At 65.1% G+C, this 20,833-nt stretch carries 23 protein-coding genes; 9 read left to right on the top strand and 14 right to left on the bottom strand.

Going from position 1 to position 20,833, the window contains the following annotated elements:
• Positions 1-157: 157 nt before the first annotated feature.
• The 3 genes from U5782_RS08960 to U5782_RS08950 form a co-directional block, all read right to left on the bottom strand.
• Complete coding sequence (locus tag U5782_RS08960; protein ID WP_322043449.1) at positions 158-1,123, bottom strand: sugar ABC transporter substrate-binding protein; 966 nt, start codon at positions 1,121-1,123, stop codon at positions 158-160.
• 158 nt (positions 1,124-1,281) lie between these two features.
• The gene (gene corA / locus U5782_RS08955) at positions 1,282-2,259 is read right to left on the bottom strand and encodes a magnesium/cobalt transporter CorA (RefSeq protein ID WP_322043448.1); all 978 of its coding nucleotides are present in this window, start codon (positions 2,257-2,259) and stop codon (positions 1,282-1,284) included.
• Positions 2,260-2,516: 257 nt separating this feature from the next.
• Entirely contained in the window at positions 2,517-2,987 is a 471-nt protein-coding gene (locus U5782_RS08950; RefSeq protein WP_322043447.1) for a hypothetical protein, read from the bottom strand.
• A 257-nt stretch (positions 2,988-3,244) separates the two neighbouring features.
• Here U5782_RS08950 and cydX point away from each other — a divergent pair, with 257 nt between their 5' ends.
• Both cydX and U5782_RS08940 read left to right on the top strand, forming a co-directional pair.
• Positions 3,245-3,388, top strand: a complete 144-nt coding sequence (gene cydX, locus U5782_RS08945; protein WP_322043446.1) for a cytochrome bd-I oxidase subunit CydX — start codon at positions 3,245-3,247, stop codon at positions 3,386-3,388.
• Positions 3,385-3,969 carry an AAA family ATPase gene (locus U5782_RS08940; RefSeq protein ID WP_322043445.1) on the top strand — a complete coding sequence of 195 codons (585 nt, stop codon included), beginning with the start codon at positions 3,385-3,387 and terminating at the stop codon, positions 3,967-3,969. The genes cydX and U5782_RS08940 overlap by 4 nt, the downstream gene beginning before the upstream one ends.
• 10 nt (positions 3,970-3,979) lie before the next feature.
• On the opposite strand, the gene U5782_RS08935 is transcribed toward U5782_RS08940, so the two are convergent.
• Both U5782_RS08935 and U5782_RS08930 read right to left on the bottom strand, forming a co-directional pair.
• A complete protein-coding gene (locus U5782_RS08935; protein WP_322043444.1) occupies positions 3,980-5,095 on the bottom strand; it encodes a saccharopine dehydrogenase family protein in 1,116 nt (371 codons plus the stop codon).
• Between the two features lie 199 nt (positions 5,096-5,294).
• On the bottom strand, positions 5,295-5,759 hold the full coding sequence (locus U5782_RS08930) for an Lrp/AsnC family transcriptional regulator (protein WP_322043443.1): 465 nt from the start codon (positions 5,757-5,759) through the stop codon (positions 5,295-5,297).
• A 246-nt stretch (positions 5,760-6,005) separates the two neighbouring features.
• On the opposite strand from U5782_RS08930, the gene U5782_RS08925 reads away from it, so the two are divergent.
• Together U5782_RS08925 and U5782_RS08920 are read left to right on the top strand one after the other, a co-directional pair.
• Complete coding sequence (locus U5782_RS08925; RefSeq protein WP_322043442.1) at positions 6,006-6,563, top strand: Spy/CpxP family protein refolding chaperone; 558 nt, start codon at positions 6,006-6,008, stop codon at positions 6,561-6,563.
• Positions 6,564-6,775: 212 nt separating this feature from the next.
• Entirely contained in the window at positions 6,776-7,210 is a 435-nt protein-coding gene (locus U5782_RS08920) for a PGDYG domain-containing protein (protein ID WP_322043441.1), read from the top strand.
• A gap of 64 nt (positions 7,211-7,274) precedes the next feature.
• Here the strand turns inward: U5782_RS08920 and U5782_RS08915 are convergent, their stop codons facing one another.
• The 8 genes from U5782_RS08915 to U5782_RS08880 all read right to left on the bottom strand — a co-directional run bounded on the left by U5782_RS08915 (position 7,275) and on the right by U5782_RS08880 (position 15,176).
• Positions 7,275-7,640, bottom strand: a complete 366-nt coding sequence (locus tag U5782_RS08915) for a DUF3022 domain-containing protein (protein ID WP_322043440.1) — start codon at positions 7,638-7,640, stop codon at positions 7,275-7,277.
• Positions 7,641-7,790: 150 nt separating this feature from the next.
• A complete protein-coding gene (locus U5782_RS08910) occupies positions 7,791-8,600 on the bottom strand; it encodes a YhfC family intramembrane metalloprotease (RefSeq protein ID WP_322043439.1) in 810 nt (269 codons plus the stop codon).
• A 144-nt stretch (positions 8,601-8,744) separates the two neighbouring features.
• Positions 8,745-9,806, bottom strand: coding sequence for a substrate-binding domain-containing protein (locus tag U5782_RS08905; protein WP_322043438.1), 1,062 nt, complete (start codon positions 9,804-9,806; stop codon positions 8,745-8,747).
• Positions 9,803-10,768: a D-glycerate dehydrogenase gene (locus U5782_RS08900; protein ID WP_322043437.1), complete on the bottom strand. Its 966-nt coding sequence runs from the start codon at positions 10,766-10,768 to the stop codon at positions 9,803-9,805. Before U5782_RS08900 ends, U5782_RS08905 begins: the two co-directional genes overlap by 4 nt.
• Positions 10,769-10,808: 40 nt before the next feature.
• The gene (locus tag U5782_RS08895; protein WP_322043436.1) at positions 10,809-12,092 is read right to left on the bottom strand and encodes an MFS transporter; all 1,284 of its coding nucleotides are present in this window, start codon (positions 12,090-12,092) and stop codon (positions 10,809-10,811) included.
• A 121-nt stretch (positions 12,093-12,213) separates the two neighbouring features.
• A complete protein-coding gene (locus tag U5782_RS08890) occupies positions 12,214-13,191 on the bottom strand; it encodes a sugar kinase (protein WP_322043435.1) in 978 nt (325 codons plus the stop codon).
• Between the two features lie 61 nt (positions 13,192-13,252).
• A complete protein-coding gene (locus U5782_RS08885) occupies positions 13,253-14,047 on the bottom strand; it encodes a TIM barrel protein (protein WP_322043434.1) in 795 nt (264 codons plus the stop codon).
• A 160-nt stretch (positions 14,048-14,207) separates the two neighbouring features.
• Entirely contained in the window at positions 14,208-15,176 is a 969-nt protein-coding gene (locus U5782_RS08880; protein WP_322043433.1) for a LysR family transcriptional regulator, read from the bottom strand.
• Positions 15,177-15,288: 112 nt separating this feature from the next.
• Here U5782_RS08880 and U5782_RS08875 point away from each other — a divergent pair, with 112 nt between their 5' ends.
• The 5 genes from U5782_RS08875 to U5782_RS08855 all read left to right on the top strand — a co-directional run bounded on the left by U5782_RS08875 (position 15,289) and on the right by U5782_RS08855 (position 20,169).
• The gene (locus U5782_RS08875) at positions 15,289-16,362 is read left to right on the top strand and encodes a YeiH family protein (RefSeq protein ID WP_322043432.1); all 1,074 of its coding nucleotides are present in this window, start codon (positions 15,289-15,291) and stop codon (positions 16,360-16,362) included.
• A 210-nt stretch (positions 16,363-16,572) separates the two neighbouring features.
• Positions 16,573-17,307, top strand: a complete 735-nt coding sequence (locus U5782_RS08870) for a glutathione S-transferase (protein WP_322043431.1) — start codon at positions 16,573-16,575, stop codon at positions 17,305-17,307.
• Between the two features lie 154 nt (positions 17,308-17,461).
• Complete coding sequence (locus U5782_RS08865; RefSeq protein WP_322043430.1) at positions 17,462-19,207, top strand: ClcB-like voltage-gated chloride channel protein; 1,746 nt, start codon at positions 17,462-17,464, stop codon at positions 19,205-19,207.
• A 302-nt stretch (positions 19,208-19,509) separates the two neighbouring features.
• A complete protein-coding gene (locus U5782_RS08860; RefSeq protein WP_322043429.1) occupies positions 19,510-19,770 on the top strand; it encodes a hypothetical protein in 261 nt (86 codons plus the stop codon).
• Positions 19,771-19,947: 177 nt separating this feature from the next.
• Positions 19,948-20,169 (top strand): DUF2795 domain-containing protein, encoded by a 222-nt coding sequence (locus U5782_RS08855; RefSeq protein ID WP_322043428.1) that lies wholly within the window; start codon positions 19,948-19,950, stop codon positions 20,167-20,169.
• 19 nt (positions 20,170-20,188) lie between these two features.
• Here the strand turns inward: U5782_RS08855 and U5782_RS08850 are convergent, their stop codons facing one another.
• Positions 20,189-20,821 carry a TetR/AcrR family transcriptional regulator gene (locus U5782_RS08850; protein WP_322043579.1) on the bottom strand — a complete coding sequence of 211 codons (633 nt, stop codon included), beginning with the start codon at positions 20,819-20,821 and terminating at the stop codon, positions 20,189-20,191.
• Positions 20,822-20,833 lie beyond the last annotated feature (12 nt).

Here is a 20,833-nt window from a genome sequence, read left to right as displayed (position 1 = left end):
ACAAATAACGGCGGCGCACAAGTTTTCTTGAGCGGTTTATTACACACAAACCACCCGAAAATGGCTCGCAAACGTTAGCGGGCCGAACGCCACAAAAGCATCCGGCCCCATCCTGCATGCCGACGATTCGGCATGCATATTTTGCGTCCCTGCGGCCTTACTTCGTGACGAGTACGACCGGCGTTTCGACCACGCCGGAAAGCTCGGACTGCTTCTTGTGTTCCTTGATCGCCTTGAGCGCCGTGTCGATGCCGAACACGGCCTGCTTCGCGGCGTACTGGTCGGCGGTGGCGAGCACACGGCCGTCCTTGAGCATCGGCTTGATGGCGTCGATATTGTCATAGCCGACCACGAAGACCTTGCCCTGCTTGCCCGCCGCGCGCACCGCCGACACAGCGCCAATCGCCATGTTGTCGTTGCCGCACAAGAGCGCCTTCAGGTCCGGATATTCGTTGAGCATGGCCGAGGCGACGGCATTGCCCTTGTCGATTTCCCACTCGCCCGACTGGGTGGAGACGATCTTCGCGCCGAGCGCATCCATCGCGTCCTTGAAGCCGGCCGTGCGCTGCTGCGCGTTGGTCGTCGTCGACACGCCTTCGACGATGCCGACCTGGTCGCCCGCCTTCAGCTTCTTCGCAAGATAGTCGCCGACGAGGCGCGCGCCCTTCTTGTTGTCCGGGCCGACGAACGGCACGTTCAGGTCCTTGGACTTGAGCACGTCCGGATCGAGCCGGTTGTCGATGTTGACGACGATGATGCCGGCATCCACGGCCTTCTTCACCACGGGCACGAGCGCCTTGGAGTCGGCGGGCGCGAGCACGATGGCGTCGACCTTCGAGACGATCATCTGCTCGACGATCTGGATCTGCGCGGCCGTGTCGGTCTCGTTCTTGATGCCGTTGGTGACGAGGTCGAACTGGCTGGCATTGTGCTTCTGGTAGTCCTTCGCCCCGGTCTCCATGGTGAGGAAGAACTCGTTGGCGAGCGACTTCATGACGAGCGCGACCTTGGGCTTGTGGCCGGCGGCCTGGGCATGGGCGGCAAGCGGCAGGCCGCCCGTGGCGGCGACGGTGGCGAGTGCGACGGCAGTGCAAAGAACGCGACGGCGAATGCGGGAGTTCATCTAGGGTGTCTCCGGTTGTCTGGCCCGGCTGGGCCGTATTTCTGGTTATGCGCAAACGTTCACTGGCGGCCCATTCTCCGTGGGCCCGGCGTGGTGTCAAGACTGCTGCACCGCAGCGTGCGGTGCAGCTTGAAGCAGTAAAAACCGGACAGCGGCGCTTAGAGCCAGCCGCCGCGGCGGAACAGGATGTACAGCACCACGTCGATGGCCGCCATGACGGCGAGGCAGACCTCGTAACCGTACTTGAAATGTAGCTCGGGAATGCGCTCGAAGTTCATCCCGTAGATACCCGCAATCATGGTCGGCACGGCGAACAGCGCGGCGAACGAGCCGAGCCGCTTGGTCACCTCGTTCTCGGCCAGCGAGATCATGCCGAGATTCACCTGAATCGCCGTGACGATCATTTCGCGGCGCGCGTCGATCATGTTGGAGACGCGCACGAGGTGGTCGTACACGTCGCGATAGTACGCCTGCATGCCGGCGCAGATCTGCGGAATGCGCCCGCCTACCAGCTTGCCCACGGCGTCGACGAGCGGCGTGATGTGATGCTGGAGGATCACGAGGCGGCGCTTGAGGGAGTACAGGTCTTCGATGATGGCGCGCGACTGCGCGAGCGTGTGCTTCTCGAAGATGCGGTCTTCCAGCTCCTCGATCTCGCTGGAGAGCGCTTCGAGCACCGGCGTGTAGCGATCCACCACGCTATCCATCAGCGCGTACAGCACGAAGCCCGAGCCTTCCTTGAGCAGTTCCGGTTCGCGCTCGCAGCGCGCGCGCACGTCCTTGAAACCCTGCTGCGCACGGTGGCGCACGGAGAGCACGAAATTCGGTCCGGCGAACACATTGACCTGGCCGGTGATGATCTCGCCGTCGCCATCGATTTCGATGGTATGGAATACCGAGAACAGCGTGTCGCCGTATTCCTCGATCTTCGGGCGCTGGTTGCCGTTCATTACATCTTCGATGGCGAGCGCGTGCAGATCGAATTCTTCCTTCATCGCGGCCATTTCGCCGGCGTCCGGGTCCTTGAGCGCGACCCAGACGAAGCATTCCGGCTTCTTCAGATAGTCGCTGATGGCCTCGACGTCGATGTCGGCCAGTTTCTTGCCGCCCTGATACGCGGCGCAATTGATGAGCATGTTCGGATTCGTCCCGGCGGCGCGCGGGCATGAAGGCGCGCCGCCTGTCCTGAAGTGGATACTGGAGTTGATACGTTAAAGCGGTTGCCAAGTGTAAGCGTTGCATCGACCTTCACGCGCCGCGGCAGTTCCGCAAACTATCGAGCAAGCGTGGTGCCGGGCGATGCGGAGCGCCTCGCCGCCTGCAATTGAAAGCGTTGTGAAAGCGCAATGCGCCTCTGCACCCCGCCTGCTCGAAGGCGGCGCGTGCAGCCGGCCTATCGGGCAACGCGCCGGATACCAATCCGATGATCCTTGTCGAACGTTACACTCGCGAGATTCGTGTAGCGCGGATCGACCACGAAACGCAGCTCGATGACGGGATCGAATTGCGTCGTCACGCCGATGCGGTGAATGCCCGGTTTCAGGTAGAACGTGACGTGCTCGCCGTCCATGAGGTCGCTGACCTCCTCGCCGTCGATATAGACATGCGCATCACGGAATTTGACGATGACGTCGCGGATACGCTCGCGCCTCACGTCCACGGCGACGAGCCCTTCGCCCGGCTCGGTGTAGCCCGGCTTGACGACACGCGCCTGCGGCACCGCCTTGAACGGTACGGGCGGCGCGCTTTCCTCGGCGCAGCCGCCTAGCGACAGCGCGATCACGCTCGCTGCGGCCGCGACCAGCGCGACAGCAAGTGCGCTGCGGCGCGCACGGTGACGCTCTCTGCAAACGCGCATTGGCATGGGCGCTCTCCCCCTCGTGACGGTTCGCTTTTATGTGTCGGCTTTGTCTGGCGGCTTTTGTCTATCTTTTACGGCTGACCCACGAGCGCCCATGATATACGCACGCGGCCTGGCCGCCGCGCCGGGCGGCGCACATTGCGGGCACGCCTTGCGCGATGGTATATCCTTGCGGAATTGGCGCACGATCGTGGTATACGATCGCGCCGCTTGATCCCGTTGTTCCAGATAATCCAGTCGATCCAGGGAGGACGCAGACGATGTGGTACTTCACGTGGATACTCGGCATTGGCGTGGCGCTCGGCTTCGGCATCATCAATGTAATGTGGCTCGACGCCAACGCCAGATTCTTCGACGGCCACGACGGCGCGCAGCCCGGTGAGACAAGGGACAAGCCTACGTGACACGGCTGGTTTTTTTCTGCGGCCACGCCGGTACCGGCAAGACTTCGCTCGCCAAACGTCTGATCGCCCCGCTTGCCCGCGCGAGCGGCGAACCGTTCTGCCTGCTCGACAAGGACACGCTCTACGGACGCACCAGCGCCGCGACGCTCACGGCGCTCGGTCAGGATCCGCACGATCGCGACAGTCCGCTTTTTCTTCGTCATCTGCGTGACCCCGAGTATCAGGGCTTGCTCGATACCGCGCGCGAGAATCTGGCGCTCGGCGTGAGCGTGCTCGTGGTCGGGCCGTTGTCGCGCGAGGTGCGCGAACGGCGTCTGCTCGATCGAAGCTGGCTGGGTGTGGCGGATGACGTGACGCTCGCCGTGGTCTGGGTGCGCGCCGCCGAGCAAACGGCGCACCGGCGCATCGTCGAGCGCGCCCATCCCGACGATGCCTGGAAGCTCGCGCACTGGGACGACTATCGCCAGCGTCGCTTCGAACCCGAAGGCGCGCAACTGGACGACCTCATCGTGTTCGATACGAGCGCGCCCAGCGAAGCCGATTACGACGCGCTCGTAGAGCGGCTTGCGCGGGCAGACTGAAACCGCCGCCTTACACCACGGCGGCTGTCGCGACCGGCGCACGCGCATCGAGCGTCGCGCCCTCATAGACCTGACCGAAGCGGTTCGCAAGGAACGCCTCCAGCGACACCTGCTCCTGACGCACGAAGCCCGCCTGCGGCAGACGCTTTTCACGGAACAGATCGAGCACCGCGCACATCGCGCCCGCCGTGGTGATCTGGATCGCGCTCATCGGCACGCCGCACACCGTCTTCGCGAAGATCTTGCGCGTGAACACTTCCTGCACGAGCTGGCCGTGACGCATGCCCGTGACGGTCATGAAGATCAGCACGACATCCTGCTCGGTCGAAGGAATCGCGCGGCGCATGATCGACTTGAGCACGTCGCGGTCGCTGGACAGACGCAGATCTTCGAGCAGGAATTGCATCAGCGCGCGATGGCCCGGGTAGCGCACCGACTTGTAGTCGAGCGATTCCACGCGGCCCGCAAGCGTCTCGCAGAGCGTGCCCAGCCCCCCCGAGGTATTGAATGCTTCGTACTCCACGCCATCGAGCGAAAAATGCTCCAGACCTTCGAGCGGCTGCACCCACTGCGTGCGGCTATCGCGAATCGCCTCGCAGGGCTGGCAGTATTCGTTGATGAGACCGTCCACGCTCCAGGTGAGGTTGTACTTGAGCGCGTTGGTGGGGAACTGCGGCAGCGCGCCGACGCGCATCTTCACTTCGCGGATTTCCGTGAAGCGGCTCGCGAGCGCATGCGCAGCGAGTCCGATGAAACCCGGCGCGAGACCGCATTGCGGCATGAAGGCGTGATCGGCGCCCTCGGCAAGCGCGCGGATCGCATGGGTCGCGCGCACGTCCTCGGTCAGATCGAAGTAGTGAACGCCCGCGCCCTTCGCCGCCGACGCCACGTTCACCGCGAGGTAATACGGCAGCGCGTTGACGAGCACGTCATAGCCTTCGAGTGCGCCCCGTAGCGCAGCGGCATCGGCGGAATCGACGCGCACGGTGGGGATGCCTTGCGCGGCGAGCCCTTCGAGCGCACGCGCGTCGCGGTCGAGCGCGGCCACTTCGTAGTCCCCGGTTTCCCGCAGCATGTGTGCAATGGTGTGGCCGATCAGGCCGGCGCCTGCAATCGCGACTTTCATCTTGCATCTCCTTTTCGTGTTTTGTGGTCAGGGGCCATGCCGCGCCCGTCTGGCTACAGTCTAGGGAGGTGCAAAATCAGATCATAGGCATAAAATGATGCGGTTCGACGTCGAATTTCGTCATTTCGACGATGGTTTTAGTCAGAATGACGAAAACAGGTAAAAAACGCGTAAACGGCGGTCGTTCCGGCAACGGGGATCAGCCCGTTACCGTGCCGCGATCGACCTTGCGGGCGAGCACGATCGAGGTCGTCGTGCGCTCGACGCCCTGCATGCCGCCGATCTGGTCCAGCAGTTCGTTCAGGCGCTCCGGCGAACCAGCGCGAAGCCATGCAACGTAGTCGTATTCGCCGCTCACTGCGCAGAGCAATTGCACCTCGGGCATCTTGCCCAGACGCTTTTGCACATCGGGCCCGTGACGCGGTGCGATGATCAGACCGACCCACGCCTGAAGGCTCGCATCGAGCACATCCTGGCCGAGGCGCACGCCGTACCCCGCGATCACCTGCGAGCGCTCGAGTCGCTCGATGCGTGAGAGCACCGTGGTCCGCGCGACACCCAGCTGACGCGCGAGATTCGCCACGCTCTCGCGCGCGTTTTCCTGAAGCAGCGCAACGAGGCTGCGATCGAGGTCATCGAGTTGGTCGAGGCGTGGTGGTCTCATCGTAGGGCGGTCTCCGGAGCAGGGATGAATCGCGCCATTATCGCGCGCGCATAGCGCCCCCAACGTGACCTGTTTCAGCTTATTTCTGAGCGTTTCGTTTGTAAGCAGTTGTCGCATCTCCGTCGAATTGACGCGATAACGTGGTACTAATATCGCCTGCAACCGATTGGACCGATTGGTCTTGCGCACCTACTCGCTACGAAGCAGCTACAAATCAGCTACGAAATGAAGATCCAAGGAGCAACAATGAAGAAAGCTTTCGTCATCCTTGCCGCCACGCTCACGATGAGCGCCGCCTTCGCGCAAGGCGCCGTCGCGCAGACCGCAGCACCGGCCGCCACCACTGCCGCCGCCGCGGCATCGAGCGCCGATGTGCGCGCCGCACAGCATCAGCAACGCGTGGAAGAACGCATCACCTATCTGCATTCGGCGCTGAAAATCACGGCCGAGCAGGAGCCGCAATGGAAGACGTTCGCCGACGTGATGCGCAGCAACGGCCAGACCATGGCTGATCTCTACAAGCAGCGCGTGGAAGGCGAAGCGCAGCGTAACGCGCTCGACGATATGAAGCAGTACGCCCAGATCACCCAGGCCCACGCCGACGACATGCAGAAGCTCGTGACGGCCTTCGAGCCGCTCTACACGAGCTTCTCGCCGGAACAGAAGAAGCTGGCGGACACGACCTTCCGCCACCCGGATCACGGCGCGAAGGGTGAAGCGCATCCGAAGCACAAGGCGAAGCCGAAGGCCAAGGCGCCGGCTGCCGCGACGGGTGACGCCGCAAGCGCACCGGCTGCGCAGTAAGGGCTAGCCCCAAGCGCCGCTCGCGCGGCGCGCGATTTCAAGGTACGCTAGCGGACCGCAAGACGGCCGGGCACGATTGCCCGGCCGTCTTGCTTTTGTGTTGCCGGTTTGTATTGGCTGAAGCTTGAGCCTATATTTCAGGCAGTTTTTCGCGTCGATATGCAACGATACGCAATCGATGCCTTTTCAGGCACAAGTCCGCCACTACCACCATGATCGAACTGACCCAACTCGACCTCGCCGCCGATCCTGCCGCGCAACGCGTGGTCAAGGACGAAACCGTCACCGTCGAATTTGCCGCTGCGCCGGGCGAACTGATGAGCCTCGAAGGCCCGAACCGCTACGCGCCGGGCGACGCCATCATTACCGGCGCCACGGGCGAGCGCTGGGTTGTCTCGCGCGAACGCTTCGATCCGAAGTATCTGCCCGCCGATGCGGCGCTTGCACATGGCGAGGCGGGCGCCTATCGCAACCGCCCGAGCGTCGTGCTCGCCAGACGCATGGACGAGCCGTTCACGATCGTGCGCTCGGCCGGCGGCGACCGCCTTAGCGGTGTAGCTGGAGACTGGGTCATGCAGTACGCGCCCGGCGACTATGGCGTGGTGAAGGCCGCGCGTTTCGCGAAAGTGTATCGGCTGGCCGATTGAACCGATCGAGCTGATCGAGTTCGATGACGCGGGCGTACGCGCCCGCGTCATGCCCGCGCCGCCCTCAGGCAAATTCCTCGTCGAAATCGAGTGTGACGTCGCGTGGCGTCTCCTCGCCTTTCGCGTGCTGCTCTTCGAGCGAGCCGATCGTCGCTTCCACATAAGCGCGCAGCACGGCGAAACTGCGACCGCGCAGGCGCGCGGGCAACGCCCGATAGCGCGCCAGCGCCGCCGGTGCGATCGCCACCGTGAGCGTCATACGGCGCGCGGCCGCGCCCATGCGCATCGCCACCCAGTGCACGACCAGCAACGGCGAGCCGTTTTCGGCGGGTTGTTCGGCAAATCGCGTCTGCTCGGGGAACAGATCGGCGATCACGCGTGCGAGTTGCTCGATATCGGCACTCGCACATTCAAACAGATAGTCTTCCATCGCTCGGATGCCCGGAAATAAGGATGATTCGAGATAGCGCCGAAGCGTACCCGAGCGGCCGCCGCGGCGCCAGTGCCGTAGCGGCCGGAATTGGAGAATCCTGGCGAGGCTTAAGCCGACTCAGGCAGATTCAGGCGGCATCAGGCCACTTCACGCCGCGCGAGGCTCGCTGCGGCGCGGGGCGCAGGTCTTGAACAGCACGATACCCGCCACGATCGCGAGCGACACATACAGCGCATCGACGGCCACGAGCGGCACGAGGCGCGCCTGGAACATCGCCGCAGGCACGTCGATGAGCGCATGCACGACGATGGCGATCGGCAGAATCGCCTTGCGCCCGGCCTGCACGCCGCGCCACATCATGACCGACAGCCCGATCTGGAACACGAACGCCGCCGTGCGCTCCAGCGCGAACACGCCCGCATGGAGCGGCGACAGCGAGGCGAGGATCAGATGCACGCGCAGCACCGAATCCATCGTGAGATTGCTCAAGTGCTCGTCGAGCCCGCCGCGATTGGCGAGCACCGCGAAGAAGATCCACTGAAGCTGCACCAGCACGCCGACAAACCACGCCTCCGCGCCGCCGTGGCCAATGCCATACGCGAGCCCCGTGCTGTCCTGGGGGGTGTTGGGCAGACGCCCGCCGCGCCGCGCGAGCATGCGCATGGCGATGTAGCGCCCTACTTCCTCGCACACGCCGGCCGCGAGCGCGCCATAGATCACGAACGCGATGGGATTGGTCAGCAGATCCGCTGTCGCCGCATTGTCGTGCAGCACGAAACCGTTGAGCGCGCGCTCGACCACGGTGGCGAACAGCGCGAACACGGCGATCCCGGCGATGGTGTCGCGCCAGTCGAAGCGGAACGACCGGCGCAGGCGGCGATAGAGGGAAATCGGCAGAACGGCGACGAAAAGCGTCGCGAGAGAGAGGCAGACAAGCGTGACCGGATCTACGTGCATGGGGTTCCTTGAGACGTCCGGCATGCGAGCAAAATCATCCAAGTCGCACGCCGCAGCCCGCATCATCGCAGAAAACGGGCCGATCGCGCAGCCTCGGCTGCGCGTGTCACCCTGGCTGGACGCTCGCCAGCACGTTGTCCTGAGTTACCCCAGCGTCGACGCCCGCACCACCAGCTCGCCGGGAAACGCTGCCGCGCGCGCGGCAGGCGCCGCGCCTTCAATACGCTCGTGCAGGAACTCGACGGCGCGATAGCCGATCTCGCGCGTGGGCTGGCGGATCGTGGTGATGCCCGCGAGTTCGGCCCATTCGGGGTCGTCGATGGCGAGCAGCGCGACCTGTTGCTGCCATTGCGCGCCGAGCGTCGCCTTCAGATGCAGCGCGAGGCGCAGCGCGACCGGCGCGTTGGCCGCGAACAGCGCGCAGCGTGCGCCACGCTTTGCCGCATCGGCCAGATGGGTGTCGAGCGCCGCGAGCGAAGCCGCGATGCCCGCTTCCTCGCGCAGATCGAGCACGTGCGTATTCGATGCGACATGGACCGCGAGACCTTGCGCGGCCGCGCGAAACGCCGCCTCGCGCTCGCGCCGCGAGCTCACGTGCTCGAACGGTTGCACGACGAACACCAGATCATCGTAGCCGCGCTCGATCAGATGCTGCACGCCCTGGCGCACGGCAGCCGCATTGTCGAGGCCGACCATGTCGGCGTCGAGGCCATCGACCGTGCGGTCGACCAGTACCGCCGGAATGCCGCCGCTGCCCACAGGCTTGAGCATCGACTCGCGCACTCCCAGAGCGTTGACGATCACCCCTTCCACACGATACGTCGTGAGCAGTTGCAGGTAGCGTCGCTCCATATCGACTTCATTCGCGGCGTGGCAAATGAGCGGCATATAACCGAGCGCGTGACAGGCCTCTTCCACGCCTTGCAGCACTTCGACCGAATACGGATTGGCGAGGTCCGCGAGCAACAGGCCGAGCAGCCGGTTGCGTCCGCGCTTGAGCCCACGCGCCATCTGGTTAGGACGGTAGTCCAGCCGTTCGATGGCCGCTTCGATGCGCGCGCGCAGGTCCGGCGACAGCACCGACAATTCGCCGTTCAGATAGCGTGAGATGCTGGTCTTGCCGGTGCCCGCCTCGCGCGCGACGTCGCTGATCGTCGCGCGGCGCGCGGGGGTTTCAGCGGCCGGGCCGCTCGACCCCAGCGTCATTGCGCGATCACCTCGCGGTTGACGATGTTGGTGCGCAGCGTGCCCGCGAGCGCCGCGACGAGGTTCTCCGCCGCGCAGAGCGCCATCGCGTGACGTGTTTCGTGCGTAGCCGAGCCGATGTGCGGCAGCGCCACCACGTTCGGCATGCGCAAGAGCGGCGAAGCCGGGTCGATCGGCTCCTGCTCGAACACATCGAGACCCGCACCGTGAATCGTGCCCGCTTCGAGCGCCGCGATCAGCGCCTTTTCGTCGACGGTCGCGCCACGCGAAGCGTTGATGAGGATCGCGCTCTTCTTCATCTTCGCGAATTGCTCCGCGCCGATCATGTGGCGCGTGGCCTCGGTGAGTGGCACCTGCAGGCAGACGAAGTCCGAGACCGCGAGCAGTTCGTCGAGTTCGACGCGGCGTGCGCCGTACTCGCGCTCGGCCGTCTCGTTGGGGCTGCGGTTCGTGTAGAGCACCTGCATGTTGAAGCCGAGCGCCGCGCGTCGCGCCACCGCGCCGCCAATGCGCCCGAGGCCGACGATGCCGAGCGTCTTGCCCTGCACATCCACGCCGAAGTGCGTCGGGCCGATGCTCGCTTTCCACTGACCGGCCTTGACCCACTCCGCGAGTTCCACCACGCGGCGCGCGCTCGCGAGGATCAGCGAGAACACGGTGTCGGCGGTCGATTCCGTGAGCACATCGGGCGTGTGCGCGAGCACGATGCCGCGCTGCGTGAGGTCGGGCACGTCGAACTGGTCGAAGCCCACCGAAATGGTCGACAGCGCCTTGATGCGCGTGCCGTCGAGCATCGACGGCGTGATCTTGATGCTCGCGCCGATCGCGCCGTCGGCATCCTTGAGCGCGGCGCTGAACGCTGCCGTGTCGCTTCCGTCGACGAACACGACTTCGGCATGCTCGCGCAGATACTCGGCGACATCGGCGGGCAAGGTCTTGTAGGCAACGATTTTCTGCTTCATAGGTCCGCTGTTTCCGTTGTTTCTGTTCGATTCAGATGCGTTATTTTCCATGCGCGTGCGCGGCATAGCCAGGGGCATCGTCGCGGCGCGGCTTCACGGCGAGCGTGAGTCCCACCGAGACCAGCAGCGCCGCGCTCATGAACGCGTAGGATGCCGCAGGTGTGCCGGTCGCGCCATTCAGGTAGCCGACCACGTACGAGCCCACGAACGAGCCGAGCGCGCCCATGCTGTTGATCAGCGCCATCGCCCCGCCGGAGACGTTCTTCGGCAGCAGTTCCGGCACGATCGCGAAGAACGGACCATACGGCGCGTACATCGCCGCGCCCGCCACCACCAGCAACGCGTACGAGGTCCAGAAGTGCGTCGTGCCGAGTGCGTACGATCCCGCGAACGCCATCGCGCCGATCAACAGGAACGGCCACACGAAGGCGCGTCGATTGTTGAGCTTGTCCGAGGCCCACGAGGCGCCGAGCATCGCGATGGTAGCAGCGAGATACGGCATTGCCGAGAGCCAGCCCGTTTCGACCATGCCGAGCGCCGAGCCGTTCTTCACGATCGACGGCAACCAGAGCACGAAACCGTAGACGCCGATGCTCCAGCAGAAATATTGCGCGCACAACAGGATCACGGCGGGCGAGCGGAACGCTTCGGCATAGTTCTTGACCGGCTTGATCGCGGCTTGCTCGGCACGGAAAGCGGCGTCGAGAGCACGCTTTTCGTCGTTCGAGAGCCAGCTGACCTGCGCGGGTTTGTCGCGCACCAGCAGCCACCAGCACGCGGCCCACACCACCGCGGGCACACCCTCGGCGATGAACATATGGCGCCAGCCATAGCTATGCACCAGATAGCCCGACACCACCGACATCCACAGCACCGTGACGGGATTGCCGAGGATCAGGAAGGTATTGGCGCGCGAGCGCTCGCTCTTCGTGAACCAGTTGCTGATGTAGATGAGCATCGCCGGCATCACCGCCGCTTCCACGACACCGAGCACGAAGCGGATCACCATCAGCGAAGGAATGTTGCTGACGACGCCCGTGAGCGAGGCGCAACCGCCCCACAGCAGGAGGCTCACGAACACGAGCTTGCGCACGCTGCGGCGCTCGGCATAGACCGCGCCTGGGAGCTGGAAGAAGAAGTAGCCGAGAAAGAACAGCGCGCCGATCAACGAGGACAGCGCGGGGCTGATCCCCAGATCGCGGTTGATGCCCGCCGCCGCCGCGAAGCCGTAGTTCGCACGGTCGAGATAGGCGAGGCTGTACGTGATGAACACGATCGGCATGATCGCCCACCAGCGGCGTGGGGCAAGCGAGGTTGAGGTCATCGGTGTCTCCTGTCGGCAGCACGTGCGGTCGTCGAACCTCGTGCCATTTCTTGCAAAGCGGCTTGAATGTCGGGCGCAGCGGGTGTTCCCCACCCGCGCGCCCTTCTTGCTTGAGTCCTGCTCAGGCGGCGGCCTGGGTCGTGCTGATGTTCTGGGCTTCGAGCGCGTCGAGTTGCGCGCGCGTGGGCAGCCCTTCCGAGTCGCCGATCACCTGCACCGCGAGCGCGCCGATGCGGTTGCCGCGCGCCACGGCATCCGGTAGCGCTCGCCCTTCGAGCAGCGCGCTCACCACGCCCACAGCGAAGCCATCGCCCGCGCCAACCGTATCGACCACCTTCTCCACGCGCTGCGCGGCTACGTGGCCGCGCTCGCCCGTGTGGGTTTCGAAGTACGCGCCTTCAGCGCCCAGCTTGACGATCACGCCGCGCGCGCCGCGTTCCAGATAGAAACGTGCGATCAACTCGGGATCGTCGGAGCCCGTGAGGATGCGGCCTTCGTTGACGCCCGGCAGCACCCAGTCGGCGAAGCGCGCGAGTTCGTTGAGCGTCGCGACCATCTCCGCTTCCGAGCCCCAGAGCGTGGGGCGCAGATTCGGATCGAAGCTGATCGTGCGGCCCGCTTCGCGCATCTCGCGCGCGAGCAGGAAGGCGAGTTCGCACGAGGTCGCGGAAATCGCGGGCGCCACGCCGCTCAGGTGCAGATGGCGCGCGCCCAGCACGTAGCCGCGCTTGAAGTCGCCGATCGACAGGTGGCTTGCCGCCGAGCCGCGACGGAAGTATTCGACCGCGGGATCGCTGCCGTCGTCGGTCTTCGACTTGAGCTGGAAGCCGGTGGGATAGCGCGCGTCGGTCTCGACGCACTGCGCGTCGATGCCTTCCTGCGCGAGCACGCCGCGCACGAAGCGGCCGAACGAATCGTCGCCGACGCGGCTCATCCAGCCCACCTTGAAGCCCAGACGCGCGAGGCCCGTCGCCACGTTGAGCTCCGCGCCCGCGGCGCGCTTCGTGAAATGCGCGACGTCGGCGAGCGCGCCGGTTTCGGCGGCCACGAACATCGCCATGGCCTCGCCGTAGGTGATGACATCGAGTGAATGCGTCATGGAATGCGTTCCTGCAAAAAGTGAATTCGGGGGCGCGAGCGTTTTAGTGACCGGAGGGGCGTCAGGCTGCGGCGAGCCACGCCACGTAGCGCGCGGCGTCTTCGTGCACGCGTGCTTCGACGAACGGAAACTCGATGCCGCGCGGCACGTCCGACGGCAGGCGCGCAAGCGCGGCGCGGCACAGCGGATCGTCGGCGGCGGGCGCACAGGCGAAGCGTCGCGCGCCCTCGCCCTCGACCGCCTTGCAATGGATGTATTCGACATGCGGCGCGAGCGCGACGGCCGCCATCAGCGGGGCCTCGCCGGTCCACTGCCAGTTGCCGATATCGAAGGTCATGCCGATCAGCTTGTCCTCGCCTGCCGCGCGCAGTGCGCGGAACAACGCGGTGAACTGTGCGAGTTTGCCGCCCTGTTCGAGCTGGCCGTTTTCGACCACCACGCGCGGGCCGTGCCCGTCTTGCCCCGCTTGCCCCTTCACGCCGAGTTCTTCGAGAACCGTTGCGAGCCGCGCGACGTGTGCGTCGCCCGCGAAACCACCGAGCTGGAATTTGACGAAACGCGCGCCCAGCGCGCGGCCGCAATCGACAGCCTCGCGCAATGCGGCCTCGTTGAGCGCGCCATCGTCGCCGTAGAGCGTGTCGGGCGTCGACCAGACGGGCCACAGGCCCGAAGCCGCAAGCGCTGTGCCGAGTGCGCGCAGCGCGCCGGGTTGCGCATCGGCGTCATGCATCAGCTCGCGCCGTACCTCGAACGCGCAGGCACCTGCTACTTTCGTCGCGCCGAACCACGCCGCGTGGCCGTCGCGCCAGATCGATCCCGCGCCGAACGCGCTCGCCACAATTGCTACTTCCGCCATCGTCATGTTCCTGTTACTGCCGGTTATCAATGCCTGAAAATAGCTTGGAACCGGTTCCAAATCGGGGTCGAAAAAAAGCGCCTTCGCGCTTGTTCGACCTCATTAATGGCGGCATGTTGCGCCGACCCAGCGGCCGGCGCCATTGTGGAAATCCCCTAAATCAAGGCGGGAACCTTGTTCCGACCGCCGGGTTGTCCTGCCCGTTGGCGCCCTCGCCCGGCGCATCGAGCAGGCAAAGCTCGAGAAACCGTTGGGCGACGCGCGAAGCCGCGCCCGCATGCGGCACCACGATCGAAAACCGCCGCGCGAGCGGCTCGGGCCCGATGCGGACTTGCCGCAAGGCGCCGTCCTCGTGACGCATCGACATCGCCGAGACGAAGCCTATCCCCATGCCCGCGCGCACCGCCTCCTTGACGCCCTCCACGCCCGCGATCTCAAGGGCGACGCGCATCGGCACGGCCGCGCGCGCGAAGGCACGCTCGACCAGTTGCCGCACGCCCGAGCCGTCTTCGCGCAGCACGAGCGGCTGGTCGGCGAACGCGGAAAGGTCGCAGCGCTGCGTGTCGGGCGAGCTTGCTGCACCGGATTCTGTCGACGACGCGAGAACGTGGCCGCGCGGCACGATCGCCACGATCTCGTCCTCGTGCCACGGATGCACCGCGCAATCGGCGGGCAGTTGCGCGCCCACGGGCCCTTCCACCAGCGCGATATCCAGTTCGCCGAGCATCGCCACGACGTCGGCGGTATTGCCGCTCATCGTTTCCAGCTTCACGTCCGGATAACGCCGATGAAATGCCGCCACCAGATACGGCAGCCGGTAGCTCGCGGGCGTCGTGCTCGCGCCAATACGGAGCGTGCCGCGCTCGAGGCCGCGCAGCGCGTCGCGAAAGGCCAGCGCGTCGCGCCAGTGCTCGCGCAGACGCTCTGCGTAAGCGGCCAGTTGCTCGCCAGTGGGCGTGAGGCGCACGCCGCGCCCGTCGCGCAGATACAGCGGCTCGCCGAACTCCTCCTGAAGCAGCCGTAGCTGCCCCGAGACGGCGGGTTGCGACAGATGCAGCGCGAGCGCCGCGCGGCTGATATTGCGGTGCTCGGCAACGGCGGCGAACGTTATCAGTTGTTCCGGGGTCATCGCGATGAACTATAGGGTTGACTTATATTCTACTTCGCAAATGACGATTTTTCATATCGTTATATCTAAATTAGGATTAGCACATTCGTACCAGATCGGAACACCCACTGCCATGTCCACTCCGTCGTCCACGCTTGCGCACCCGTCGCTCTCGACACGCGGCCAGATCAACGGCGTGCTGTTCGTCGCGCTGTTCGCCTTCGCCGTCACCCGCCTCGCGGCCCTGCCCGCGATCGCCAATCTGGGCCTGAGCCCGCTGATCGTCGGCATCGTCGCCGGGGCGATCTACGGCAATCTGCTGCCCGACACGATGCCCGAAAGCTGGGCGGCCGGCGTCAACTTCTCCGCGCGCAAGTTGTTGCGCATCGCCGTGGCCTTCTTCGGGCTGCGTGTGAGCCTTCAGGAAATCGCCCAGGTGGGCGTCCCGGGCCTCGTCGAATCGGTGACGATCGTCGTCAGCACGCTCGTGATCGGCACCTGGGCCGGCATGAAGATCATGAAGCTCGACCGCGATACGGCCATTCTCACGGCCGCCGGTAGCGCGATCTGTGGTGCGGCTGCCGTGCTCGCGTTCGAATCGACGCTGCAATCGAAGCCGCACAAGAGCGCGATGGCGGTGGGCAGCGTGGTGCTGTTCGGCACGCTTTCGATGTTTCTTTATCCGCTGCTCTACCGTGCGGGCTGGTTGCACCTCGACACCGTCGGCGCGGGCCTCTTCTTCGGCGGCACGATTCACGAAGTCGCGCAGGTCGTAGGCGCGGCGAGCAACGTGAGCCCCGAAGCCACGCACATCGCCACCATCGTCAAGATGACCCGCGTGATGCTGCTCGTGCCGGTGCTGCTGGCGCTCGGCGTGTGGCTCAACCGCTCGGCGCGCAGCGCAAAGCAAGGCGGTAACGCGCAACAAGGCGCACGCAAGCTCGCGGTACCCTGGTTCGCGCTCGGCTTCCTTGCGCTCGTAGTGGTGAATTCGCTGCACGTGCTGCCGGAAGCGACCACCTCGACGCTCAACCTGCTCGACACCTTTGCGCTGACCATGGCCATGACGGCGCTGGGTATCGAAACGCGGGTTTCGCAGATTCGCCAGGCCGGTCCGCGTGCGCTGACCACGGGTTTCATTCTCTACGTGTGGCTGGTGTTCGGCGGCCTCGCGATCACCTGGGGTGTGCAACGCCTGTTCGGCTGAGATTGCGAATGTCACGACGTCTAGCGGCCCGAGACCGCGTAAAACATCGCTTGAGAGACGTACCGGTTCGCCCGGTCGTTTGCCCCGCCCCAGGCGGGGCTTTTTGCGTTTCCGCGCAGGATTCTGCGGGCCCGGTCGAGCGCCCGGCACGCAGCAACCAGGCGCGGCGGTTGCGGCCCATACTGTCCGATCCGATCAAGGGGACGACCGATGGCATACGAACTGTATTACTGGGACGGCCTGCAAGGACGCGGCGAATTCGTGCGGCTCGCGCTGGAGGAAGCCGGTGCGCCCTATGTGGATGTCGCGCGCGGCGAGAAGTCGGAAGGACAAGGGATCGGCGCGATGATGGCCGAACTCGAGAGCGAGGGGCCGTATCCGCCCTACGCGCCGCCCTTTCTCAAGGACGGCGAGCTGATCGTGCCGCACGTGGCGAACATCCTGTTCTATCTCGGCCCGAAGCTGAATCTCGCGCCGCGCGACGAGAGGCTGCGCATCGTTGCGAACGGCCTGCAACTGACGATCGCGGACCTCGTGACCGAGGTGCACGACACTCATCATCCGATCGCCAGCGGCCTTTACTACGAAGACCAGAAGGACGAGGCGAAGGCGCGCTCGAAGGACTTCATCCAGCATCGCATCCCGAAGTTCATGAGCTATTTCGAGCGCGTGCTCGCGCAGAATCCCGATGGCCCACAGCACATGGTCGGCCGGACGCTCAGCTATGTCGATCTGTCGATTTTTCAGATCGTCGAGGGCCTGCGCTACGCGTTTCCAAAAGCGACGAAGCATTTCGCCGACCATTATCCGCATGTGGTCGCGCTGCACGACGCCGTGGCCGGGCGACCGAACATCGCGGCGTATCTCAAGTCGGAGCGACGGCTGGCGTTCAACGAGACCGGGATCTTCCGCCACTATCCGGAACTCGATCGCGCGGTACGCTGAATTCGCGGCTGCGCGTCGGCGCACTGCGTCACCCAACGATTCGAGCGGCCGCCGTCTGGCGCGCCGCGGCTTTGCGTTTTCCTTTGCCTGCACCGCTCACGCCGCACGCTTTGCGCGTGCGGCTTTCCTCAACCGATCAACCTGCCCGCCTGCCGTGCTGTCATTCCTGCTGAAACTGCGCACCCGCGCCCGCGACCTCTTTCGCCTCTCCGACGCTCACACGATGCTGATCTGGTCGGTGATCGTCGGCGTGGCCGGGGCATTTGCGACCGTCCTCTTTCGCGAAGGCATCGCGCATTTGCAGATTCTCTTCACCGGCAGCGAGGGCAGCTTCGTCGAGATGGCGCGGCGTCTGCCCTGGCACACGCGCATCTGGTTACCCGCCGCGGGTGGTTTCGTCGCGGGGTGTCTGTTGCTGATGGGCCGTCGCAGTTCGCAAGGCGGCGGCAACAAGCCGATCCACACCGACTACGTGGAAGCCGTGGCGATCGGCGACGGCGTCATGCCGGTCGGCAAGAGCCTGTGGCGCAGCGTCTCGTCGCTATTCACGATTGCGAGCGGCGGCTCGATCGGCCGCGAAGGGCCGATGGTCCAACTCGCCGCACTCGCCGCCTCGCTGATCGGCCGCTGGGTTCACTTCGATCCGCAGCGACTGCGCCTGCTGGTGGCCTGCGGCGCCGCGGCCGGTATCACGTCGGCCTATAACGCGCCGATCGCGGGCGCATTCTTCGTGACCGAGATCGTGCTGGGCGCGATTGTCATGGAGAGCTTCGGGCCGATCGTCGTCGCCTCGGTGGTGGCCAACATCACCATGCGCGAGTTCGCCGGCTACAAGCCGCCGTACGAGATGCCGGTGTTTCCGCCCGTCACGGGCGTCGAGGTGCTGCTGTTCGTCGCGCTCGGCATCCTGTGCGGCGTGCTTGCGCCGCGTTTTCTCGCCTTGCTCGACGTGACGAAGGCGGGATTCGGCCGCCTCAAGCTGCCGCTGCCCGCGAAGCTCGCGCTGGGCGGGCTCGTCTGCGGCGTGCTCTCTGTGTGGACGCCCGAAGTGTGGGGCAACGGCTATAGCGTCGTGAACTCGATCCTGCATTCGCCCTGGACTTGGACGGCGCTGGCCACCGTGCTGGTCTTCAAGCTGGTCGCGACGGCCGCGACGGTGGGCTCGGGCGCGGTAGGCGGCGTCTTCACGCCGACGCTTTTCATGGGCGCGGTGCTGGGCTGCCTGTTCGGTCAGGGCATGCACGCGCTGTGGCCGCACGGTACCTCGGCGCCGTTCGCCTATGCGATGGTCGGCATGGGCGCGTTTCTCGCGGGCGCGACCCAGGCCCCGCTCATGGCGATCCTGATGATCTTCGAGATGACGCTGAGCTATCAGGTGGTGTTGCCGCTGATGCTTTCGTGTGTCGTGGCTTATTTCGTGGCGCGCGCGACGGGCACGAAGTCGATGTATGAAATCACCCTGCATCGCAACCGGGAAGAGGCCGAGCGTCTGCGCCTGCGCGCCACACAGATGCGCGAGCTGATCCGGCCCGCAGACACCGTCGTGCGCGCCGACGCGACCGTGGCGGACATGACGCGTGTGTTCCTCGAATATCCGGTGAAATATCTTTACGTCACCGACGAAACGGGGCGCTTTCTGGGCGCGGTCGCGCTGGCGGATATCACCAACGATCTGCTCCAGAAACGCGACACCTCGAACAAACACGCCTGCGATTACCTCAAGGCATCGTTCGACGTGCTGACGCCCGATATGCCGCTCGCGGTGGCGCTGCAGCACTTCATGTCGTTCCAGGGCGAGCGTCTGCCCGTGATCGAAAGTGCGCAGCAGCCGCGGCTGGCTGGGGTCGTCTACAAGACTTCGCTACTCGATGCGTATCAGCGCATGACGCCGGAGCGATGAGGGGCCAGATTCGACGCGTAGGTTATTGATTTCCTGTGATAAATCAAAAAAGCACGCGCGTTCGAGACGTGTGACCGCATTTGCTGCCATTATGGAATTCTCGCTCGCGCGTGCGCACTGACAGGCGGTGTTTTTGGCCCTGTCGGCCGCTTTCCCCGCACGCCAGGCGGTGAGCCGCGCAGCTTGCGCTGTTTTCTGGCGACTTCCTGCTCGCGGCCGCCCTGCCTCGTCCGGTCAGCCTGACCGCCACGGCACGGCACTTGCTGCGACCCTCGGGCCGCATGAGGAAAGGAGGTCGAGCAATGAAAACCTCGACGCTGTTGACCACTGTGCTGTTGTCGGCATCGTGCTTCGCTGCACCGGTGCGCACGCAGGACGCCCAGATCGACCGTGCCAGCGCCCCTGTGACGGCAGTGCGTTCGCCCATGGCTGACGTGCCGGTGGCGCCGCCCGCGCCCGAAGTGCCGAGCGCAACGGGCGTGCAGCATTGGCAGTACCTGACGCTGCCGAAGTCGCACAGGCTGGATCGCACGCTAAGCCCGGATCTGCATCAGCAGACCTGAACGTCGTCGTGCTTCCCCCACCCCGCTGTCCGTTGTGCACGCAACGGCGGCGCGGCGCAGGGTTTGTGTATGCTTGAGCGGCGACGCCAACGGCCTCCAGGGGCCGTTAATGCCTTTCCATTCTGGTTTCCGCCCAATTTCAGTCTAAACGCGCTCGCCGCGCCGAGGATATTGCGCATGTCCGTCCCCGAAGAGCCCATCGACCTCCAGTTCTCCGACGTGTTGCGCGAAGTGCGCTGGCCCGCGAATAAGGACGATCTCGTAGAGGCGGCCCGTAATGCCGGCGCGAGCAACGAGGTGCTCGCGATCCTCGATGGGATGCCAGAGCAGGACTATCGCGACGTCGCTTCAGTCACGAGTCTTATCGGCAGCAACTACGGTCCTGGCCTCGGTATCTGAGGCCCGTCGCGCGTACGGTTCAGGCGTCGCGGCCGAACACCACGCGCGCGAAGAAGCGGCCAAGCACGTCTTCCACCACCTGCGGCGTCACATGCTGCGGATCGGCCGTGGCCAGGAATTGCACGCCGTCGCACAGTCCCATCAGGCCGAGCGCCATCAGATCCGGCGCGATCGCCAGCGGCGTGCCCACGCGCGCCGAGAATTCCTCGATATAGGCTGCGAGGCGCTCGCGTTTTTCCTTCATGAAAGCGTTAAAGCGTGTGCGAAAACGCGCATCGCGCGCCGCAAGCAGTTTGGCCTCCACCCACAGCAGGAACATCTTGTTGTCCTGCGGCAGACGGCTGTAGAAGGCGAGCACGCGCGCCTCCATGACCTCGCGCGACGCGGTGGTCTCGAAAATCGCGCGCAGATCCACTTCCATCGCCTCATGATCGCGCCGCAGCAATTCCACCATCAGCTCGGCCTTGCTTTCGAAATTCGAATAGAACGCGCCGCGCGTGTAGCCGGCTTCCTGCGCGATGTCTTCCACGCTCGCGCTCACGAAGCCCTTGGTCATGAACAGCGCCCGAGCGGCATCGAGCAGGCGCTCGCGCGTCTGGTCGCGGCTCTGCTCGCGGGTGAGTCGGGTGCGCGGAGTGGCTTGGCGCGTCATGGCGGAACGGTG

The sequence above is a fragment of the Paraburkholderia sp. J67 genome (assembly GCF_905220265.1).
GTDB lineage: Bacteria > Pseudomonadota > Gammaproteobacteria > Burkholderiales > Burkholderiaceae > Paraburkholderia.
Note: the sequence above shows the minus strand (reverse complement) of the source record. Positions and strands in the feature narration are given on the sequence as shown.

What these genes read in the sequence shown, in the direction of transcription:
- U5782_RS08930 (WP_322043443.1), bottom strand. Translation starts at nt 5,759, where the DNA reads ATGAGACCACCACGCCTCGACCAACTCGATGACCTCGATCGCAGCCTC.
- U5782_RS08900 (WP_322043437.1), bottom strand. Translation starts at nt 10,768, where the DNA reads ATGAAGCAGAAAATCGTTGCCTACAAGACCTTGCCCGCCGATGTCGCC.
- U5782_RS08855 (WP_322043428.1), top strand. Translation starts at nt 19,948, where the DNA reads ATGTCCGTCCCCGAAGAGCCCATCGACCTCCAGTTCTCCGACGTGTTG.
- U5782_RS08915 (WP_322043440.1), bottom strand. Translation starts at nt 7,640, where the DNA reads ATGGAAGACTATCTGTTTGAATGTGCGAGTGCCGATATCGAGCAACTC.
- U5782_RS08895 (WP_322043436.1), bottom strand. Translation starts at nt 12,092, where the DNA reads ATGACCTCAACCTCGCTTGCCCCACGCCGCTGGTGGGCGATCATGCCG.
- U5782_RS08960 (WP_322043449.1), bottom strand. Translation starts at nt 1,123, where the DNA reads ATGAACTCCCGCATTCGCCGTCGCGTTCTTTGCACTGCCGTCGCACTC.
- corA (WP_322043448.1), bottom strand. Translation starts at nt 2,259, where the DNA reads ATGCTCATCAATTGCGCCGCGTATCAGGGCGGCAAGAAACTGGCCGAC.
- U5782_RS08860 (WP_322043429.1), top strand. Translation starts at nt 19,510, where the DNA reads ATGAAAACCTCGACGCTGTTGACCACTGTGCTGTTGTCGGCATCGTGC.
- U5782_RS08935 (WP_322043444.1), bottom strand. Translation starts at nt 5,095, where the DNA reads ATGAAAGTCGCGATTGCAGGCGCCGGCCTGATCGGCCACACCATTGCA.
- U5782_RS08920 (WP_322043441.1), top strand. Translation starts at nt 6,776, where the DNA reads ATGATCGAACTGACCCAACTCGACCTCGCCGCCGATCCTGCCGCGCAA.
- U5782_RS08850 (WP_322043579.1), bottom strand. Translation starts at nt 20,821, where the DNA reads ATGACGCGCCAAGCCACTCCGCGCACCCGACTCACCCGCGAGCAGAGC.
- U5782_RS08925 (WP_322043442.1), top strand. Translation starts at nt 6,006, where the DNA reads ATGAAGAAAGCTTTCGTCATCCTTGCCGCCACGCTCACGATGAGCGCC.
- U5782_RS08890 (WP_322043435.1), bottom strand. Translation starts at nt 13,191, where the DNA reads ATGACGCATTCACTCGATGTCATCACCTACGGCGAGGCCATGGCGATG.
- U5782_RS08950 (WP_322043447.1), bottom strand. Translation starts at nt 2,987, where the DNA reads ATGCCAATGCGCGTTTGCAGAGAGCGTCACCGTGCGCGCCGCAGCGCA.
- U5782_RS08885 (WP_322043434.1), bottom strand. Translation starts at nt 14,047, where the DNA reads ATGGCGGAAGTAGCAATTGTGGCGAGCGCGTTCGGCGCGGGATCGATC.
- U5782_RS08910 (WP_322043439.1), bottom strand. Translation starts at nt 8,600, where the DNA reads ATGCACGTAGATCCGGTCACGCTTGTCTGCCTCTCTCTCGCGACGCTT.
- U5782_RS08905 (WP_322043438.1), bottom strand. Translation starts at nt 9,806, where the DNA reads ATGACGCTGGGGTCGAGCGGCCCGGCCGCTGAAACCCCCGCGCGCCGC.
- U5782_RS08880 (WP_322043433.1), bottom strand. Translation starts at nt 15,176, where the DNA reads ATGACCCCGGAACAACTGATAACGTTCGCCGCCGTTGCCGAGCACCGC.
- U5782_RS08875 (WP_322043432.1), top strand. Translation starts at nt 15,289, where the DNA reads ATGTCCACTCCGTCGTCCACGCTTGCGCACCCGTCGCTCTCGACACGC.
- cydX (WP_322043446.1), top strand. Translation starts at nt 3,245, where the DNA reads ATGTGGTACTTCACGTGGATACTCGGCATTGGCGTGGCGCTCGGCTTC.
- U5782_RS08870 (WP_322043431.1), top strand. Translation starts at nt 16,573, where the DNA reads ATGGCATACGAACTGTATTACTGGGACGGCCTGCAAGGACGCGGCGAA.